This is a genomic window from Streptomyces sp. NPDC057939 (assembly GCF_042887545.1).
Taxonomy (GTDB): Bacteria; Actinomycetota; Actinomycetes; order Streptomycetales; family Streptomycetaceae; genus Streptomyces.
On sequence record NZ_JBHVPG010000063.1, the window covers coordinates 1 to 17,779 of the forward strand.

The window sequence follows — 17,779 nt, forward strand, 5'->3', positions numbered from 1 at the left end:
GGCCCGCACCCCTCGGGGTGCGGGCCCTTCCGCATGCGGTGCGTGCTGCCGCGCACGGTCGGCGCCGGGTGCGGCGGGTACCTCAGGAGGACAGGAAGTCGTTCTCCAGGGCGCGCTGGTAGCGCTGCTTCAACATCGGCATCATCGCCTCGATGATCGAGACGCTGTCCGGGTGGATCGGCCCGTACAGCTCGGTGAGGGCCTGGTCGACCTGCTGTGCGCTCGGGCGACGGCCGCTCGCCTCCACGTGGGCGTGGAACGCCTCGTAGGCGGCGTCCTCGAACTTCTCCTGGTCCAGCTCCTCGACCACCTCGTCACGGGGCTCCGGCACGGGGATCAGGAGCTGCTCGTCGGGGGCCTGCGCGGCCTGGGCGGCCTGCGCGGCCTGGGCGACCTGCGGGGCCTGCGCTTCCGCCCGGTCGGCGGCGGGGGCCGGCTGCGGGCCCTCCACCTGCTGCGCCTGGGCGTAGTAGGTGCCCTTGTACTCCGTCGCGTCCGGGGCCACGGGCCCGGCGAACCAGGCGCTGTTGTGGGCGGCGGGCATGGCCGTCGGGTCCACCGCGAAGGCCGGCGGAACGTGAGCGGCGGCGGGCTGGGGCTGGACCGCGGGCTGAGGGACCGGCTGCGGCTGGGGCTGCGGCTGCGACTCCACCCGGTCCGGCGCCTGCTTCCGGAGCGGGACGGCGGGCCCGCCGACCGCCTCCGGCCCGGGCTGCGCGGGGGCGGTGGCCGCCTCCTGCGCCCCGACCGCCTCCTGCGCCGCGACCCCACCCTGATCCTGCGTCCCCGCCGCCGGCAGGGCCGGGGCGGTCGCACCCGTCCGACCGACCTGGGCGGTCGCCGAGACCTGATCGATCCGGGCGGACGTCGCCGCGGCTGGCGGCAACAGGACCGGGTCGATGCCCGCCGCCGCCAAGCCCTCCGGGGCCGTCTGCGACAGCGGGACGCCGATCCGGGCCAGGCGCAACGGCATCAGCGCCTCCACGGGTGCCTTGCGGCGCCAGGAGCGCCCGTACCGGGCCTGGAGCCGGGCCTGGTAGATCAGGCGGTCCTGCTCCATGGTGACCGCCTGCTCGTAGGAGCGGAGCTCCCACAGCTTCATCCGGCGCCACAGCTTGAAGGTGGGGACGGGCGAGAGCAGCCAGCGCGTGATGCGCACGCCCTCCATGTGCCGGTCCGCGGTGATGTCCGCGATCCGGCCCACGGCGTGCCGGGCGGCCTCGACGGTGACCACGAACAGGATCGGGATCACGGCGTGCATGCCGACACCGAGCGGATCCGGCCAGGCCGCCGCGCCGTTGAACGCGATCGTCGCCGCGGTCAGCAGCCAGGCGGTCTGGCGGAGCAGGGGGAACGGGATCCGCATCCAGGTCAGCAGCAGGTCCAGCGCCAGCAGGACGCAGATGCCCGCGTCGATGCCGATCGGGAACACCAGCGAGAAACTGCCGAAGCCCTTCTGCAGGGCCAGGGCGCGTACGGCGGAGTACGAACCCGCGAAACCGATGCCCGCGATGACCAGGGCTCCGGCGACCACGACACCGATGAGTATCCGGTGCGTACGTGTCAGCTGCATCGCGGCCACACGCGATCCCCTCCCCTGTTCGAGCTACGGCAGGCACAGCGTACGGGTGACTGGATGTCAGTGGTCCCGTAGGTCCCCCCAGCGGCGTGCTACTGGGCCGGAGCCGATGCGGACTCGGAAGCGGAACCCGAGGGAGCGGCCGACGGAGAGCCCTCGCCCGGGGACTGCGAAGCGGCCGCCTCCTGGTTGGCGCCGGCGACGGAGGTCACGCTCTCCTTGGCCGCCGCGATGGCGTTCTCCAGCAGCTTCTTCTTGTCCGGGGCGCCCGCGCCCTCGTAGGCGGCACCGTTGTAGTCGATGGTGATCACGACGTTCTGGGTGCGGGTCACGATGGTCGTGTTCGAGAAGTCGACGTCCTTCTTGACCGAGTACACGACGGACGAGGCCTGGTCGCCGATCCCGCCGGCCTGCTCGACCTTGACCTCGTTCGCGCCCTCGGTGGTCTTCGACGCCTCGATCTGCTTGTTGTACTGCTCCTCGGCGCGCTTGTTGCCGCTGCCGAGCGAGGCGTGCGAGTCGTAGCGCACGAGGGAGATGGACAGCCAGCGGTACTGCGAGCCCTTCAGGCCGTCCGTGTCGAGGCCGTTCCAGGAGCAGCTGGCGCGGTTCGCCAGGTCGTTCGACTTGGTCGCCGTGCCGTTCTTCTCCTTCGCCTCGGGGACGAACGAGTCGATGGACTTCGCCGCGACGGTCTTGCAGGGGTCGGGCAGCTTCGCGAACGCCACCTTCTCCAGCACGGGCGCCGCCTTCGCGCTCGGCTTGGACGACGCGGTGGATTCGGACTTCTTGCCGGAGTCCTTGCCCGAGTCCTTGCCCGAGTCGGAGGAGCACCCGGCGACGGTGAGTATCACCGGGACGGCTGCGCAGGCGAGGACGCGGGTGAGGCGCGAGGCTGATCGGTGCATGGTTCCTTCAGACGTTGAGGGTCTACTTGCGGACCCGTTGCGGGCGCGGGACCCGTGCAACGGTAGCCCGACCGGGCGTCCGCCTGCTGTGCGCGCCGTCACGCGGGCGGAGCGCAACCGCGGGCGGCGGGGGTGTCACTCGTTGAATCGTTCCACCAGGGCCTCCGCCAACAGACGGGTTTTGTCCTGCGTTTCCGTGCTCGGCGGCACGGCGGCGGGCCCCGTCGGCTGCACGCTGTACTCGACGGTGACGATCACGTTCGAGGTGCGGAACACGATCCGTACGGTGCGCGCCTGGGCGGCCGTCGCCCCGGCCGCGCTCAGCTTGTCGTCGAGGAAGGCCTCGTTGCCGAGCCCCTCCAGGACCCGGGAACCGAGCTCCGGAGAGTTGCTGGGTGACGGCGATCCGGAGGAGGAAGCGGAAGGGGAGGCGGGGCCCGTCGACGGGGTCGTGGAGGGCGCCGCCGAGGGAGCGGTGGAGGGCGCGGCGGGCGGGGTGGCGGAAGGGGCGGACGGGCCGCCGGGAGCCGGGCTCCCGGAGGGGTTCGTGCCGGGCGTGCCGGGGCTCGCGCCCGGGGTCGTGGCCGGTCCGGGGAAGGGCAGCTGGGCCGCCGTCAGCCGGTTGACGTAGACCTCGTGCGCCTTGTCGTCGTCGCTCGTGGTGACGCGGTCGTACGAGACCACCCGCTCGAAGTTCACCGACAGCAGCAGGGTCCCCTCGGGGACCTGCGAGTTCCAGCGGCAGCCGACGTGCCGGTCGCCGTCGTACGAGGCGTCCGCGATCCCCTCGTAGAGACGCTCGCGCGCTTCGAGGGTGAGGGAGTCGGAGGTCGGCAGCATCGCCTTGAGCGGCTTGCCGTCGGCGGCCTTGCAGGGCTGGGGCAGGCTGCGGTACTTGCCGGGCTGGGCCGGCGCGGCCGTGCTGCCGCCGTTCTTCTGGTCGCTCGCGCCACCGCCGTTGCCGTCGGTGCAGCCGCTGAGGCCCGTCACGGCGGCGACCAGGGTGGTGAGCATCGCGATGCCGGGCAGGACCCGCCGACGTACCGTCTTGCGCTCCACGTCCACTGGCTCCCTGGCTCCCTGGGGAAAATGCGTTGCCGCGACTTGGGCGCGGATGGACACAATGTCTATCGCACACGCTGGTGCCGGCGCCGGTCCCCTGACTGTTTTCGGGTGATGAGCGAGGCTTTTCGCGTATTTCTAATTTTCTTTGTTTTTCGGGGGGTTTGACGCCGTATGTCGTATGTAGAGGTTTCGGGAGGGAACGTCCCGATCCGCATGTGGACGGATCCGGCATCGGTAGAGGGCAGCGCCATGCGCCAGCTCCACAACACCGCCGGCCTCCCGTGGATCAAGGGACTGGCCGTCATGCCGGACGTCCACTACGGCAAGGGCGCCACGGTCGGCTCGGTGATCGCCATGAAGGACGCGGTCTGTCCGGCGGCGGTGGGCGTCGACATCGGCTGCGGCATGTCCGCGGTGAAGACCTCCCTGACGGCGAACGACCTGCCGGGCGACCTGTCGAAGCTGCGGTCGCGCATCGAGCAGGTGATTCCGGTGGGGGCCGGCCTCCACAAGGAACCGGTCGATCCCGAGAGGCTCTACGGCTTCTCGGTCACCGGGTACGAGGACCTGTGGAAGAGGTTCGACCACCTCGCCGACGCGGTCAAATTCCGCCAGGACCGCGCCATGAAGCAGATCGGAACGCTCGGAGGGGGAAATCACTTCGTCGAGTTCTGCCTCGATCAGTCGGATTCGGTCTGGCTGATGCTGCACTCCGGCTCCCGGAACATCGGCAACGAGCTGGCGGCGCACCACATCGGGGTCGCGCGGGGGCTGGATCACAATCAGGGGCTCGTGGACCGGGACCTCGCGGTCTTCCTGGCGGCCACGCCGGAGATGGATGCCTACCGGCAGGACCTCTTCTGGGCGCAGGAGTACGCGAAGTACAACCGCGCGGCAATGATGAGCCTGTTCAAGGAGGTCATCCGGAAGGAGTTCCGGAAGGCCAAGGTCTCCTTCGACCACGAGATCAGCTGCCACCACAACTACGTGGCGCAGGAGCGGTACGACGGCATGGACCTGCTCGTGACGCGCAAGGGCGCGATCCGTGCCGGCAGCGGTGAGTACGGGATCATCCCGGGCTCGATGGGGACGGGCTCGTACATCGTGAAGGGCCTCGGCAACGAGAAGTCCTTCAACTCCGCCTCGCACGGAGCGGGCCGCCGGATGAGCCGTACGGCGGCGAAGAAGCGGTTCTCGGCGCGCGACCTGGTGGAGCAGACGCAGGGCGTGGAATGCCGCAAGGACTCGGGGGTCGTGGACGAGATCCCGGCCGCCTACAAGTCGATCGACCAGGTCATCGAGCAGCAGACCGACCTGGTCCGGGTCGTCGCGAAGCTGAAGCAGGTCATCTGCATCAAGGGCTGAACGCCGAAACGCCGACGCCGAACGCGAGAGGGGCACCACTTTGGTGGTGCCCCTCCGGCATGGACCCGCTCACTGCGGCGCGGGTACAACTGCCGTCACTTTCAACCGCTTTCGGTCGGGGGAACCCCCAAGTGGGGTCTTGACGACCAGAGTTGGTCTAGACCAAGGTGTGCGGCATGTGGAGATCCCGTGTGCTCGCCGCCGCGTTCGTGTCGTTGTCGCTCACCCTCGGAGTCGCCGGAACGTCCCAGGGCGCCGGGGAGCTCCAGGGCGCGGGGGAGTCACGGGCCGCCGTGGGGCTGCCGCCCGTCGTGTCGCACGTCCCGACCCAGGAGAAGGTCGTCTTCATCACCATCGACGACGGGTGGAACCACGATCCGGAGGCCGCCCGGATCCTGCTGGAGAAGCGCGTCCCGGCCTCGCTGTTCCTGCTGCCGGGCGCGACCTCGTACGACACCGGCTACTTCACCGCCCTGACCGGCCGGACCGGTCAGGGGCGGGCGACCGTGGAGAACCACACGGTCAACCACCCCGACCTGACCACCCTCGACGCCGCCGGCAAGGACGCCGAGGTGTGCGGGGCCGGTGAGCAGCTGTCGGCGACCTTCGGCAGGACGTCGAGGCTGCTGCGGCCGCCGTACGGGGTCGTGAACGACGACGTACGGCTCGCGGCGAAGGCGTGCGGGGTGAAGGCGCTGGTCACGTGGACGCACGACTTCACGACCTGGGGGCAGACGCCGGCGACGCCGCAGTTGAAGGCGGGGGACATCGTGCTGCTGCACTTCACGCCGACGTTGGCCGCCGACCTCCGCCGGGCCCTGGACGCGGCGAAGGCCGCCGGGCTGAAGCCGGCGGCCCTGATGCCGCACCTGAAGTCGGCCGGGCTGGTGTGACCGTGCCGGCGTGACCGGCCCGGTCCGACCGGCCCGGTCCGACCGTGCCGGTCCGACCGTGCCGGTCCGACCGTGCCGGTCGCCGGCCGGGCGAGGCCAGGCTCGGCCCGGGCCCCAGGGGCCTACAGCTCGCGGTGGACCTTCGTGTTCGAGGCCTGGGCGCGGGGGCGGACCACCAGGAGGTCGATGTTGACGTGGCTGGGACGGGTCACCGCCCAGGTGATGGTGTCGGCCACGTCGTCGGCGGACAGCGGCTCGGCCACGCCCGCGTAGACCTTGGCGGCCTTCTCGGTGTCGCCGCGGAAGCGGGTGGTGGCGAACTCGTCGGTCTTGACCATGCCGGGGGCGATCTCGATCACGCGGACCGGCTGCCCGACGATCTCCAGGCGGAGGGTCTCGGCGATGACGCGGGCGCCGTTCTTGGCGGCGACGTAGCCCGCGCCGCCCTCGTAGGTGGAGTGGCCCGCGGTGGAGGAGAGCACGACGACCGTGCCGTCGCCCGAGGCGGTGAGGGCCGGCAGCAGGGCCTGGGTCACGTGGAGCGTGCCGATGACGTTGACCTCGTACATCGTGCGCCAGTCGGCGGGGTCGCCGGTGGCGACGGGTTCGGCGCCGAGGGCGCCGCCGGCGTTGTTGACGAGGACGTCGACGGAGGGGAAGCGCTCCAGGGAGACGGCGAAGGCGTCGACGGCGCCCCGGTCGGTGACGTCGAGGGCGTGGGCGGTGGCCTCGTGGCCCGCGGCGGTGAGCTCCGCGGCGAGGGCCTCGATGCGGTCCTTGCGGCGGGCGGTGAGGACGACGTGGTAGCCGGCTGCGGCGAGCTGCCGGGCGGTGGCCGCGCCGATTCCGCTGCTCGCGCCGGTGATGACGGCGGTGCGGGTGGCCGTGCTCATGGGCGGGGCTCCTCGATCGTTCGTACGGGCGATTTCCGTCAGCATAGGCCGGGGCGCGGGATCGGGTGGCCGCCCGCTCAGTGACTGCGTGGCGCGTACATGATGAGCGCCATGCCGGCGAGGCAGACGAGGGCGCCCGTGACGTCCCAGCGGTCGGGCCGGTAGCCGTCGGCGACCATGCCCCAGGCCAGGGAGCCCGCGACGAAGACCCCGCCGTAGGCGGCGAGGACGCGGGCGAAGTCGCCGTCGGGCTGGAGGGTGGCGACGAATCCGTAGAGGCCGAGGGCGATGACGCCGGCGCCGATCCAGACCCAGCCCCGGTGCTCGCGCACCCCCTGCCAGACGAGCCAGGCGCCGCCGATCTCCAGGACGGCGGCGAGGACGAAGAGGAGCGCTGAGCGGGCGATCGGCATGGCGGGAAGCCTACGCAGGCGAATGGGTGAGGGGCTCGCCCTCGTTCGTGTGATGGTCCGATCGGGCGGTGGGCGTCCTGGCTAGCGTCCGCGCGAGGAGGTGGTCGCGGTGCGTCGTGGTGCCGTACGGAGTGTGGTGTTGGCGGGTCTGCTGGTGCTGGGCGGGGCCGGGCAGGCCGGGGCCTGGGCGGGACCGGAGGCCGACCTGGCCTACCACGGGCGGGTGTCCCTGACCCAGGGCCAGCTGCGGGTGTGGATGGTCCCGGAGAACGAGGGCCCGTCGGCGCTGGCGAACGCGACCCTGCGGGTCCGCCTGTCGGTGGACCTCGCCGACGTGCAGCACCTCGCCGGCGGCTGCGCGCGGGCCGGGCAGCGCGAGGTGGTCTGTGAGACGGGCCCGATGCCGGAGCACGGCAGGGGGCGGCACATCGGGCTGCTGCTGAACCTGCGCGAGCGGCCGAGCGAGGTGGTCGTGCGGATCGACACCTGGTGGAACGGCGGGGCGACCGACCGCAACCGCGCGAACGACGACCACGTGGTGCTGGCCCTGGACACGGGCGACGACTACGCGTTCTGAGGGAGCGGCGCCGGGCCGTCGGGCCGGTCGCCGGGGGACGCCCCCGACCGGCCGGCCCCCGGCCATCCGGCCCCCACTAACCCGCGCCGCCGCCGAACTCCGCCACGGCGTCGACGACGATGCGTTCCAGGCGGGCGTGGTGGGCCCCGCGCCAGTAGACGCGGTCGCAGGCGACGCACCGGGCGAAGACGTCGTACGAGCGCTGCGTGCCGTGCTCCAACCGGTCGCCGACGCTGTCCTTGTCGGCTTCCTCCAGCGGGCCGTTGCAGGCGGTGCAGCGGGTCCAGGGGGTGAGCGCGGGGGCGAAGCGGCCCAGGACGTCGCGCAGTTGCTCGTCGGGGTTGTCGCTGTAGACGTACGCGCCGGCGAACAGCTCCCGGCGGCGCAGCAGCCCGCGGTCGCGGGAGAGCAGGACGCGCCGCTCGGCCGCGGAGCGGGTGGCGAGGGCCGGGTCGCCGATGTCCTCGTTCTCGTACGCGGCGTCGACGCCGAGCAGGCGCAGGCGGCGGGCGAGCGTGCCGAGGTGGACGTCGAGCAGGAAGCGCAGCGGGGCGCCGGTGACCTGCTGGGGCCGGTCCACGGCGAGCACCTCGACGGACTCCCCCTCGCGGGGGACGTACGAGAGGGGTACCTCGTGGCCGTCGACGAGCAGTCGGCCGACCTCGGTCAGGGGGACGCCCGCCGACTCGACGACGTGGCCGATGCTGGACGCGCCGTCGGTGGTGGTCGGTACGCGTTCCGCGCGCCGGTTGGGCGGGGCGAAGAGGCGCAGTTCGGGGGCGAGGGTGAGCTGAATGCCGGGACCGTTCACGGGGTCAGCATGCCATCGCGGTCCCGGGCCGCGCCGCCCGATTACCCGGGCCCGCGGCGGCTCGCGGAACGGCCGAAACCGAGCGGACCGAGGCGGGCCGACGGAAGCGGGGCGATCGACGCGGGCCGACCGGAGCGCCCGACCGGAGCGGGCCGGCCAAGGGGCGGGGTTCGTCGCCTCAGGCGGTCGGTGGGGTCAGGTCCAGGCGCCAGTCGTTGCTGGGGTGCGGGACGCCGGCCGGGTATTCGAAGTCGACCTCTCCCCGGCAGGTGAAACCGCCGCGCCGGCAGACCGCGTTGGACGCCGGGTGGTCGACGCCCGGGAAGGCGTGCAGGGCGCGGCGGTCGCCGTGGGCGGTGACGTGGCGGACGAGTTCCGTCAGGGCGGCGACCGCCAGGCCCCGGCCCTGGAACTCGGGGAGGACGGCCCAGCCGGTCTCGTACACGGGCTCGCCGCACCAGTCCCGTTCCCAGAAGCCGATCGACCCGACGGTCTCGTCCGTGTCCTCCAGCACCACCCGGAACATCCGTCCGGCGGCCGGTTCACGGGCGGAGAGCTCCTGGTAGCGGCGGTGCCGGTCGGCGAGCTTCTCCGGTGTCTCGGGGCCGCCGAGGTGCTCGGTCATGCCGGGTTCGTTCTTGCGCTCCAGCAGCCAGAAGTCCCCGGCGTCCCAGGCTTCCAGCCGTACACGTGTCTCCATGCCCCCACGCTACGCACCGCGCGGTCGGCCGCCCGGCCGGTGCGGGTCAGGGCCAGACGAGGCAGTACGGCTGGTGGCCCGCTTCGTGGAGGCGGTGGGAGAAGTCCTGCCACTCGTGGAGGAGCTGGTAGACGTTGAACGCGTCGCGCGGGCCGCCGCGGTCGGGGACCGTGGACCAGATGAAGGCGGCCGCGCCGACGGATTCCTCACCCACGCCGCGCAGCGGGTCGACGACCGTCATGGGGAGCTTGACCACCGCGTAGTCGGGGTGGAGGACGACGAGTTCCAGGGGCGGCACCTTGTGCAGGGGTATGCCCTCGATGCCGGTCAGGACCATGGCGGCGACCGTCTCCGGCTTGATCTTGGTGAACATGCCGCCCATGCCGAGCTCGTCGCCGCCCAGCTCCTCCGGCCGCATCGTCACCGGGACGCGGGCGGCGGTCGCGCCGTCGGGGGCGCCGAAGTACTTGTAGGTCACTCCCATGCCGCGGCCCCGGGGGAGGCCGTCCGTACAGTCGGCGTCGTCAGGGTCGCGCGTGGGGCCCGGTACGGGGTCGGCGGCTTCGGCTCCGCGGCGCCGGTGCTTGCCTCGGCGGCGGGCATCGCGGGCGCGCTGCGGGTCGAGGCCGTCCGTACCCTCGCCCGGTCCACCACCGCGTTGCATATCTCCACCCGACTGGTATTGCCTGCCCCGGCCCCGCGGCCCCCGCCACGCAGCCTGATCATCATGGCAGTGACCTCCCCCGCGGCGGCGCGGTGAAACGCCCGTCCGCAAGTCTGTCGCGGCCTCTGAGACCATGGCTGGTGTGAGCTACCCGTACCCGTATGAAGCCCCAGTTTCGCAGACGCTCTTCGAGCGCGCGTCCCTCGTGACCCCCGGCGGCGTGAACTCTCCGGTCCGCGCCTTCCGTGCCGTGGGCGGTACGCCCCGGTTCATGGTGTCCGGTACCGGTCCCTACTTGACCGATGCCGACGGGCGTGAGTACGTCGACCTGGTCTGCTCGTGGGGACCGATGATTCTCGGCCACTCCCACCCCCAGGTGATCGAGGCAGTCCAGGCCGCCGTGGCCCGCGGCACGTCCTTCGGTACGCCCGGTGAGGGCGAGGTCGCCCTCGGCGAGGAGATCGTCGCCCGCATCGAGCCCGTCGAGCAGGTGCGCCTGGTGTCGTCCGGCACCGAGGCGACCATGTCGGCGATCCGGCTGGCCCGTGGGTTCACCGGCCGCGCCAAGATCGTCAAGTTCGCCGGCTGCTACCACGGACACGTGGACGCGTTGTTGGCCGCCGCCGGTTCCGGACTCGCGACGTTCGCGCTGCCGGACACCCCGGGCGTGACGGGCGCGCAGGCCGGGGACACGATCGTGCTGCCCTACAACGACCTGGAGGCCGTCCGGGCCGCGTTCGCCGCGCACCCGGGCGAGATCGCCTGTGTGATCACCGAGGCGGCGCCCGGCAACATGGGTGTCGTGACCCCGGGCGAGGGCTTCAACCAGGGGTTGGCCGACCTGTGCCGGGACAACGGCGCCCTGTACATCTCCGACGAGGTGATGACGGGCTTCCGCACCTCCCGCGCCGGTTGGTACGGCGTCGACGGGGTCCGGCCCGACCTGATGACCTTCGGCAAGGTCATGGGCGGCGGCTTCCCGGCGGCCGCCTTCGGCGGGCGTGCCGACGTGATGGGCCACCTGGCCCCGGCCGGCCCGGTCTACCAGGCGGGCACGCTGTCCGGTAACCCGATCGCCACCGCCGCCGGTCTCGCGCAGCTGCGGCTGCTGGACGGGGCGGCGTACGAGAAGGTCGACGCGGTCTCCGCGGAGATCCAGGGCCTGGTGACGGCCGCGCTGACCAAGGAGGGCGTCGCGCACCGGCTGCAGACGGCCTCCAACATGTTCTCCGTGTTCTTCACGGAGGACGAGGTCCGCAACTACGACGACGCGAAGAAGCAGGAGAGCTTCCGCTTCAACGGGTTCTTCCACTCGATGCTGGCGCAGGGCGTCTACCTGCCGCCGTCGGCGTTCGAGTCGTGGTTCGTGTCCACGGCGCACGACGAGCGCGCGGTCGAGCGCATCGCCGCCGCGCTGCCCGCCGCGGCCCGTGCCGCCGCCGAGGCGAACCCGGAGGCGGGCGCATGAGCGAGATGACCGTGGTCCACCTGATGCGGCACGGCGAGGTGCACAACCCGGACGGCGTCCTCTACGGCCGTCGGGCCGGCTACCACCTCTCCGAGCTGGGCCGGGAGATGGCCGACCGGGTCGCCGAGCACCTTCAGGACCGGGACATCACCCACGTCGTGGCGTCCCCGCTGGAGCGGGCGCAGGAGACGGCCATGCCGATCGCGAAGACGCACGGCCTGGACCTGGCGACCGACGGGCGGCTGTTGGAGGCGGGCAACGTCTTCGAGGGCAAGACCTTCGGCGTCGGTGACGGCGCGCTGCGCAAGCCGGGCAACTGGAAGCACCTGACGAACCCGTTCAAGCCGTCCTGGGGCGAGCCGTACGTCGAGCAGGTCGTGCGGATGATGAGCGCCATCGAGGCGGCGCGGGACGCCGCGCGCGGACACGAGGCCGTGGCGGTCAGTCACCAGCTGCCGATCTGGATCGTCCGGAGCTTCGCGGAGAAGCGGCGGCTGTGGCACGACCCGCGCCGTCGGCAGTGCACGCTGGCCTCGTTGACGTCGTTCACCTACCAGGGCGAGCGGTTGGTGTCGGTGGGCTACAGCGAGCCGGCGCGGGACCTGGTTCCGGCGCACCTGCTGGCCGGTGCGAAGCCGGTGAAGGGCAAGTCGAAGGCTTTCGGGGCCTGATTCCCGATCGGCCGGGGGTGTGCTCGATCCCCCGGCCGGCCCGGCTCCTCGTCCTCCCGTCGGTCCTCGGTGCCGGTTGCGGCGTGAAGGTCAAGAGGACGCCATGGTTCGGGATGGGTTCGATCAAGTTCGATGCGCTCGGGCGGGGCGGGGTGTCGATGCCCATGGATTGTCCGTTTATATGACATTTCATGAGCGACGTACGAGACTTCAGTCGAAGGACACTGCTCGGACTCGGCGCTGCCGCAGCCGCGACGGCCGTCGCGGGCTGCGGTGGCGGAGGCGGCGGATCCGGACAGGGCGGCGCGGGCCCGGACCCCACCGCGGGCCCCGCGAAACCCGACGCCAAGCCGATCGGTGACGGCTCCACCGCGGACACCGGCCCGCAGCCCCGCCAGCCGGCGGCGCCCGTGCCGCTCCAGCCGGGCGAGACGCCACCGCAGTTCGTCGTCTTCAGCTGGGACGGCGCAGGCGAGGTCGGCAACGGCCTCTTCCCGCGCTTCCTCAAGCTCGCCCGCGACCACGACGCGACCATGACCTTCTTCCTCTCCGGCCTCTACCTGCTGCCCGAGTCGAAGAAGCACCTCTACAAGCCGCCGCGCAACCCCGTCGGTGCCTCGGACATCGGCTACCTGAAGGACGAGAACATCCGCGCCACCCTCGGCCACGTCCGCGAGGCCTGGCTCGACGGGCACGAGATCGGCACCCACTTCAACGGCCACTTCTGCGCCGGCCCCGGCTCCGTGGCCCGCTGGACCTCCGAGGACTGGCGCACCGAGATCGACCAGGCCGTGTCGTTCGTCACCGGCTGGCGGACCAACACCGGCTTCACCGGCCTCGAACCGCTGCCCTTCGACTACCGCAAGGAACTGGTGGGCGGCCGCACCCCCTGCCTGCTCGGCCGGGACACCCTGCTGCCCGTCGCCCGCGAACTCGGCTGGCGCTACGACGCCAGCTCGCCCGGCGGCCTGCAGACCTGGCCGGTGAAGAAGGAAGGGGTCTGGGACCTGCCCCTGCAGTCGCTGCCCTTCCCCGGGCACTCCTTCGACGTGCTGTCGATGGACTACAACATCCTCGCCAACCAGTCGAAGAACTCCACGAAGGGCGTCCCGTCCAACTACCCGGGCTGGCGCTCCCAGGCCACCGCCACCTACCTCGGCGGGTTCCGACGGGCCTACGAGACCAACCGCGCGCCCCTCTTCATAGGCAACCACTTCGAGGAGTGGAACGGCGGCATCTACATGGACGCCGTCGAGGAGGCCCTCAAGAGCATCGCGGACAAAAAGGATGTACGCCTCATATCTTTCCGGCAGTTCACCGACTGGTTGGACGTCCAGGACCCGGCCGTCCTGGCCAAATTGCACGCCCTCGGACCGGGCAAGCAGCCGGACGGTGGCTGGTCCACGTACCTCTCCCGTACCTGACCAGCGCATTGACTTCGCGTCGGGGGGTGCGGAAGATCCGCAAATCGCTCATGCGAAACTTTTCACATGAGCCTTAGCCGCGCCCTTCGCCGCCGAAGTAGCCGCCGCTCGACCAGCGGCCGCACCGTCCTGCTGACCGCGGTGGCCCTCGCGAGCGCCATGACCCTGACGGCGTGCGGCGACGGGGACGACGGCGGCAAGCCCTCCGGGTCCGCCGGCGGCAACTACGTGGCGGGCCCCAGCGGCATCTCCACCGTCGCCCGGGCCGACCGCAAGGAGGCCCCCAAGCTCGACGGCGAGACGGTCGCCGGCCAGACCCTCGACACCACCACCCTCAAGGGCAAGGTCGTCGTCCTCAACGTCTGGGGCTCCTGGTGTCCGCCGTGCCGCGCCGAGGCCCCGTACTTCGCGAAGGTCTCCAAGGAGATGGCCGACGGCGGCAAGGACGTCACCTTCGTGGGCCTGAACACCCGCGACAACAGCAAGCAGAACGCGGCCGCCTTCGAGGAGACCTACGGGATCACCTACCCGAGCCTCTACGACCCGGACGGCAAGCTGATGCTCCGCTTCCCCAAGGGCACGTTGAACCCGCAGGCCATCCCCTCCACGATCGTCCTCGACAAGGAGGGCCGGATCGCGGCCCGCGCCCTCGTCGCGCTCAACGAGGAGCAGCTGCGCTCGATGATCGACCCGCTCCTCGCGGAGAAGTGACCTCGTGGTCGAGCTCCTCCTCGCCGCCGAACCGATCGGCGTCAACACCACGGTCCTGAACGGCGGCCTGCTGGCGGCCCTGCCGATCGCCCTGTTCGGCGGTCTGGTCTCCTTCTTCTCGCCCTGCGTGCTGCCGCTGGTCCCCGGCTACCTGTCGTACGTCACCGGCGTCGGCGGGGTGGACCTCGCCGACGCCCGCCGCGGCCGGATGGTCGCCGGGGCCACCCTCTTCGTCCTCGGCTTCACCGCCGTCTTCGTCTCCACCGGCGCGCTCTTCGGGTACTTCGGCCAGAGCCTCCAGGCCCACCAGGACGTCATCTCCCGGGTGCTCGGCGCCCTGGTGATCGTCCTCGGCCTGTTCTTCATGGGGCTCATCCCCGGCCTGACGATGCGCGAGTTCCGCTTCCACAAGAAGCCGACCGCGGGCCTGCTCGGCGCGCCCGTGCTCGGCGTCCTGTTCGGCGTCGGCTGGACGCCCTGCATGGGCCCGACCTTCGCCGCCGTCAACAGCCTGGCCTTCGAGCAGGCGAGCGCCGGCCGCGGCGCGCTGCTGACCACCGTCTTCTGCCTCGGACTCGGCGTACCGTTCATCCTCGCCGCGGTCGCCTTCCGCAAGGCGCTCGGCGCCTTCGGCTGGGTGAAGAAGCACTACGCGTGGGTGATGCGCATCGGCGGCGGCATGCTGGTCGCCACCGGAATCCTGCTCGTCACAGGATGGTGGGGCAGCATCGTCATGGAGATGCAGAGCTGGAGCGAGAGCTTCACGGTGGGGATCTGAGGACTACACGGACATGAGTACGACCGACAAGGCGCCCGGCGCGGCGCCCCACGACTCCGCCCCCGCGGACGCCCCCGACACCCCCGACCCGGCCGCGGACGCCACCGACCTCGCCGCCGGCGCGCAGCTGTCCACGGCCCCGCTGGAGGACGCGCCGTCGGCGCCCGTCGGCATCGGCGTGATCGGCTGGGCCCGCTGGTTCTGGCGCCAGCTCACCTCGATGCGGGTGGCGCTGATCCTGCTCTTCCTACTGTCCCTCGGCTCGATCCCCGGCTCGCTCGTCCCGCAGACGCAGGTCGACTCGATGAAGGTCGCCGAGTGGAAGGACAAGCACGAGTTCTGGGTGCCGATCGCCGAGAAGCTCCAGTTGTTCGACGTCTACAGCTCGGTGTGGTTCTCCGCGATCTACATCCTGCTGTTCGTGTCGCTCATCGGCTGCATCGTCCCGCGCACCTGGCAGTTCATCGGACAGCTCAGCGGCCGCCCGCCGGGCGCCCCCCGGCGCCTGGACCGGCTGCCCGCGTACGCGACGTGGCGCACGGAGAAGTCCCCGGAGGAGGTGCTCGCCTCGGCGAAGACCCTCCTCGGCGGGCGGCGCTTCCGCACGGACGCGGCCGGCAACGCCGTGGCCGCCGAGAAGGGCTACCTCCGCGAGGCCGGGAACCTGGCCTTCCACATCGCCCTGATCTTCATGCTGGTCGCCTTCGCGGTCGGGCAGCTCTACAAGTCCGAGGGCGGCAAGCTCGTCCTGCGCGGCAAGGGCTTCTCGAACACGCTGACCCAGTACGACGACTTCAAGTACGGCGGTCTCTTCTCGCCCGACAGCCTGCCGCCGTTCTCGTTCACCCTGGACAAGTTCGACGCGACGTACGAGACGAGCGGCCCGCAGAAGGGCACCCCGCGCGACTTCAAGGCGTACGTCTCCTTCAGCGAGGGCGCGCACGGCAAGCCGGTGAAGACCGAGATCGAGGTCAACAAGCCGCTGGAGATCGACGGCTCCAAGGTCTTCCTCCTCGGCCACGGCTACGCGCCGGTCATCTCGGTGACCGGACCCGACGGCAAGGTGATCTTCAAGGACGCCGTGCCGATGCTGCCCTTCGACGCCAACCTCAGCTCCTCGGGCGCGGTCAAGGTCACCGACGGCTACAAGGACAAGGACGGGAAGCAGGAGCAGCTCGGCTTCAACGCCATGTTCGTGCCGACCTTCGCGGGCGAGGGCAAGGGCACGATGCTCTCCCAGTTCCCCGCGCTGGACTTCCCCGTGCTCGCGCTCAGCGCCTACCACGGCAGCCTCGGCGTGGACTCGGGCCTGCCGCAGAACGTGTACCAGCTGAACACCTCGAAGATGAAGGAGTTCAAGGACGAGCAGGGCGAGCTCTTCAAGAAGCGCCTGTTGCCCGGCGAGGAGATGACCCTGCCGGACGGCGCGGGCACCGTGAAGTTCGAGGGCATCGAGCGCTGGGCGACGTTCTCGGTCACCCAGCAGCCGGCGAACGGCCTCGCCCTCGCGGGCGCGATCGTCGCCATCGGCGGTCTGGCCGCCTCACTGTTCATCCAGCGCCGCCGGATCTGGGTCCGGGCGGTGACCGGCAAGGACGGCGTCACCGTCGTCGAGATGGCGGGCCTCGGCCGCAGCGAGTCCGCCAGGCTCCCGGAGGAGCTCGCGGTGCTCTCCGCCGCCCTCCACCAGCAGGCGCCCTCGGCGCCCGGACAACCTGTCAAGGAAAACGTTGAAGGGGAGCGCGGATGATGTCGCTCGCAGTCGCAGCCAATGAGAACCTGGCGCAGATCAGCAACTACCTGATCTATTCGTCGATGGCGGTCTACACGCTCGCCTTCCTCGCGCACATCCTGGAGTGGACCTTCGGCAGCCGCAGCAAGGTGGCCCGCACGGCCGCCGCGCTGACCGCGCCGCACGCCGCCGAGGCGCCCGCCGTGCAGGTGCGCGGCAAGGGGGGCACCGCCGTCCTCGACAAGCCGAAGGTCGTCACCCGCTCGGCCACCGGTTCGCGCGATGTGCCGGACGGCCCGGGCGCCGCCGGCGGCGACGAGCAGGGCGACCTGTACGGGCGCGTCGCGGTCTCGCTGACCGCGCTCGGCTTCCTCATCGAGGCGGCCGGCGTGGTCGCCCGCGCGCTGTCGGTGCAGCGGGCGCCCTGGGGCAACATGTACGAGTTCTCGATCACCTTCTCCACGGTGGCCGTCGGCGCGTACCTGCTGCTGCTCGCGCTGAAGAAGAACGTCCGCTGGCTCGGGCTGATCCTGGTCACCACCGTCCTGCTGGACCTCGGCATCGCGGTCAAGGTGCTGTACACCGACAGCGACCAGCTGGTGCCGGCCCTGGACTCGTACTGGCTGTGGATCCACGTCTCCACCGCCATCTTCTGCGGCGCCGTCTTCTACATCGGCGCGGCCGGCGCGGTGCTCTACCTGTTCCGCGACAGCTACGAGAGCCACCTGGAAGCGGGCCGCACGCCGGGTCGTTTCCGCACCTCGGTGATGGAGCGGCTGCCCTCGTCGGCGTCGCTCGACAAGTTCTCGTACCGCATCAACGCGGCGGTCTTCCCGCTGTGGACGTTCACCATCGTCGCGGGCGCGATCTGGGCGGGCGACGCGTGGGGCCGCTACTGGGGCTGGGACCCCAAGGAGGTCTGGTCGTTCGTGACGTGGGTCGCGTACGCCTGCTACCTGCACGCGCGCGCCACGGCGGGCTGGAAGGGCCGCAAGGCCGCGTACCTCGCGCTGTTCGCCTTCGCCTGCTGGATCTGGAACTACTACGGCGTGAACATCCTGCTCAGCGGCAAGCACTCGTACGCGGGCGTCTGACCGGCGGTCCCATCCGCCGCGACCCCCGCAAGG

General features: G+C 71.3%; 18 protein-coding genes. 10 read left to right on the plus strand and 8 right to left on the minus strand.

Going from position 1 to position 17,779, the window contains the following annotated elements:
* Positions 1 to 82: 82 nt before the first annotated feature.
* The 3 genes from ACFVS6_RS37930 to ACFVS6_RS37940 form a co-directional block, all read right to left on the minus strand.
* On the minus strand, positions 83 to 1,582 hold the full coding sequence (locus tag ACFVS6_RS37930; RefSeq protein ID WP_389711087.1) for a DUF2637 domain-containing protein: 1,500 nt from the start codon (positions 1,580 to 1,582) through the stop codon (positions 83 to 85).
* 89 nt (positions 1,583 to 1,671) lie between these two features.
* Positions 1,672 to 2,487: a DUF3558 family protein gene (locus ACFVS6_RS37935; RefSeq protein ID WP_389711088.1), complete on the minus strand. Its 816-nt coding sequence runs from the start codon at positions 2,485 to 2,487 to the stop codon at positions 1,672 to 1,674.
* A gap of 135 nt (positions 2,488 to 2,622) precedes the next feature.
* Entirely contained in the window at positions 2,623 to 3,546 is a 924-nt protein-coding gene (locus ACFVS6_RS37940; protein ID WP_389711089.1) for a DUF3558 domain-containing protein, read from the minus strand.
* Between the two features lie 177 nt (positions 3,547 to 3,723).
* Here ACFVS6_RS37940 and ACFVS6_RS37945 point away from each other — a divergent pair, with 177 nt between their 5' ends.
* Together ACFVS6_RS37945 and ACFVS6_RS37950 are read left to right on the plus strand one after the other, a co-directional pair.
* The gene (locus ACFVS6_RS37945) at positions 3,724 to 4,917 is read left to right on the plus strand and encodes an RtcB family protein (protein ID WP_389711090.1); all 1,194 of its coding nucleotides are present in this window, start codon (positions 3,724 to 3,726) and stop codon (positions 4,915 to 4,917) included.
* A gap of 176 nt (positions 4,918 to 5,093) precedes the next feature.
* Entirely contained in the window at positions 5,094 to 5,810 is a 717-nt protein-coding gene (locus ACFVS6_RS37950) for a polysaccharide deacetylase family protein (protein ID WP_389711091.1), read from the plus strand.
* 122 nt (positions 5,811 to 5,932) lie between these two features.
* On the opposite strand, the gene ACFVS6_RS37955 is transcribed toward ACFVS6_RS37950, so the two are convergent.
* Complete coding sequence (locus ACFVS6_RS37955) at positions 5,933 to 6,703, minus strand: SDR family NAD(P)-dependent oxidoreductase (RefSeq protein ID WP_385584131.1); 771 nt, start codon at positions 6,701 to 6,703, stop codon at positions 5,933 to 5,935.
* Positions 6,704 to 6,780: 77 nt separating this feature from the next.
* Positions 6,781 to 7,116 carry a YnfA family protein gene (locus ACFVS6_RS37960; protein ID WP_389711092.1) on the minus strand — a complete coding sequence of 112 codons (336 nt, stop codon included), beginning with the start codon at positions 7,114 to 7,116 and terminating at the stop codon, positions 6,781 to 6,783.
* Between the two features lie 109 nt (positions 7,117 to 7,225).
* On the opposite strand from ACFVS6_RS37960, the gene ACFVS6_RS37965 reads away from it, so the two are divergent.
* Complete coding sequence (locus ACFVS6_RS37965) at positions 7,226 to 7,693, plus strand: hypothetical protein (protein ID WP_389711093.1); 468 nt, start codon at positions 7,226 to 7,228, stop codon at positions 7,691 to 7,693.
* A gap of 76 nt (positions 7,694 to 7,769) precedes the next feature.
* On the opposite strand, the gene ACFVS6_RS37970 is transcribed toward ACFVS6_RS37965, so the two are convergent.
* From ACFVS6_RS37970 to ACFVS6_RS37980, 3 genes are all read right to left on the minus strand, one after another.
* Positions 7,770 to 8,504 (minus strand): Mut7-C RNAse domain-containing protein, encoded by a 735-nt coding sequence (locus ACFVS6_RS37970; RefSeq protein WP_389711094.1) that lies wholly within the window; start codon positions 8,502 to 8,504, stop codon positions 7,770 to 7,772.
* 178 nt (positions 8,505 to 8,682) lie between these two features.
* Positions 8,683 to 9,204: a GNAT family N-acetyltransferase gene (locus tag ACFVS6_RS37975; protein ID WP_389711095.1), complete on the minus strand. Its 522-nt coding sequence runs from the start codon at positions 9,202 to 9,204 to the stop codon at positions 8,683 to 8,685.
* 46 nt (positions 9,205 to 9,250) lie between these two features.
* On the minus strand, positions 9,251 to 9,688 hold the full coding sequence (locus tag ACFVS6_RS37980) for a hypothetical protein (protein ID WP_389711126.1): 438 nt from the start codon (positions 9,686 to 9,688) through the stop codon (positions 9,251 to 9,253).
* 313 nt (positions 9,689 to 10,001) lie between these two features.
* Between ACFVS6_RS37980 and hemL the strand changes: the two genes are divergently transcribed.
* The 7 genes from hemL (at position 10,002) to ccsB (ending at position 17,746) form a co-directional block, all read left to right on the plus strand.
* Complete coding sequence (gene hemL / locus ACFVS6_RS37985) at positions 10,002 to 11,336, plus strand: glutamate-1-semialdehyde 2,1-aminomutase (protein ID WP_389711096.1); 1,335 nt, start codon at positions 10,002 to 10,004, stop codon at positions 11,334 to 11,336.
* On the plus strand, positions 11,333 to 12,007 hold the full coding sequence (locus ACFVS6_RS37990; protein WP_281206138.1) for a histidine phosphatase family protein: 675 nt from the start codon (positions 11,333 to 11,335) through the stop codon (positions 12,005 to 12,007). Before hemL ends, ACFVS6_RS37990 begins: the two co-directional genes overlap by 4 nt.
* Before the next feature lie 191 nt (positions 12,008 to 12,198).
* The gene (locus ACFVS6_RS37995; protein ID WP_389711097.1) at positions 12,199 to 13,431 is read left to right on the plus strand and encodes a hypothetical protein; all 1,233 of its coding nucleotides are present in this window, start codon (positions 12,199 to 12,201) and stop codon (positions 13,429 to 13,431) included.
* A 66-nt stretch (positions 13,432 to 13,497) separates the two neighbouring features.
* Positions 13,498 to 14,142 (plus strand): TlpA family protein disulfide reductase, encoded by a 645-nt coding sequence (locus ACFVS6_RS38000; RefSeq protein ID WP_389711098.1) that lies wholly within the window; start codon positions 13,498 to 13,500, stop codon positions 14,140 to 14,142.
* Between the two features lie 4 nt (positions 14,143 to 14,146).
* Positions 14,147 to 14,920 carry a cytochrome c biogenesis CcdA family protein gene (locus ACFVS6_RS38005; RefSeq protein WP_389711099.1) on the plus strand — a complete coding sequence of 258 codons (774 nt, stop codon included), beginning with the start codon at positions 14,147 to 14,149 and terminating at the stop codon, positions 14,918 to 14,920.
* A 13-nt stretch (positions 14,921 to 14,933) separates the two neighbouring features.
* Positions 14,934 to 16,670, plus strand: a complete 1,737-nt coding sequence (locus ACFVS6_RS38010; RefSeq protein ID WP_389711100.1) for a cytochrome c biogenesis protein ResB — start codon at positions 14,934 to 14,936, stop codon at positions 16,668 to 16,670.
* The gene (gene ccsB, locus ACFVS6_RS38015) at positions 16,670 to 17,746 is read left to right on the plus strand and encodes a c-type cytochrome biogenesis protein CcsB (protein WP_389711127.1); all 1,077 of its coding nucleotides are present in this window, start codon (positions 16,670 to 16,672) and stop codon (positions 17,744 to 17,746) included. The genes ACFVS6_RS38010 and ccsB overlap by 1 nt, the downstream gene beginning before the upstream one ends.
* Positions 17,747 to 17,779: the final 33 nt, after the last annotated feature.

Excerpts from the sequence above, each read along its gene's own strand:
- ACFVS6_RS37935 (WP_389711088.1), bottom strand. The coding sequence starts at position 2,487 with ATGCACCGATCAGCCTCGCGCCTCACCCGCGTCCTCGCCTGCGCAGCC.
- ACFVS6_RS37945 (WP_389711090.1), top strand. The coding sequence starts at position 3,724 with ATGTCGTATGTAGAGGTTTCGGGAGGGAACGTCCCGATCCGCATGTGG.
- ACFVS6_RS37950 (WP_389711091.1), top strand. The coding sequence starts at position 5,094 with ATGTGGAGATCCCGTGTGCTCGCCGCCGCGTTCGTGTCGTTGTCGCTC.
- ACFVS6_RS37955 (WP_385584131.1), bottom strand. The coding sequence starts at position 6,703 with ATGAGCACGGCCACCCGCACCGCCGTCATCACCGGCGCGAGCAGCGGA.
- ACFVS6_RS37960 (WP_389711092.1), bottom strand. The coding sequence starts at position 7,116 with ATGCCGATCGCCCGCTCAGCGCTCCTCTTCGTCCTCGCCGCCGTCCTG.
- ACFVS6_RS37975 (WP_389711095.1), bottom strand. The coding sequence starts at position 9,204 with ATGGAGACACGTGTACGGCTGGAAGCCTGGGACGCCGGGGACTTCTGG.
- ACFVS6_RS37980 (WP_389711126.1), bottom strand. The coding sequence starts at position 9,688 with ATGGGAGTGACCTACAAGTACTTCGGCGCCCCCGACGGCGCGACCGCC.
- hemL (WP_389711096.1), top strand. The coding sequence starts at position 10,002 with ATGGCTGGTGTGAGCTACCCGTACCCGTATGAAGCCCCAGTTTCGCAG.
- ACFVS6_RS37990 (WP_281206138.1), top strand. The coding sequence starts at position 11,333 with ATGAGCGAGATGACCGTGGTCCACCTGATGCGGCACGGCGAGGTGCAC.
- ACFVS6_RS37995 (WP_389711097.1), top strand. The coding sequence starts at position 12,199 with ATGAGCGACGTACGAGACTTCAGTCGAAGGACACTGCTCGGACTCGGC.
- ACFVS6_RS38000 (WP_389711098.1), top strand. The coding sequence starts at position 13,498 with ATGAGCCTTAGCCGCGCCCTTCGCCGCCGAAGTAGCCGCCGCTCGACC.
- ACFVS6_RS38010 (WP_389711100.1), top strand. The coding sequence starts at position 14,934 with ATGAGTACGACCGACAAGGCGCCCGGCGCGGCGCCCCACGACTCCGCC.
- ccsB (WP_389711127.1), top strand. The coding sequence starts at position 16,670 with ATGTCGCTCGCAGTCGCAGCCAATGAGAACCTGGCGCAGATCAGCAAC.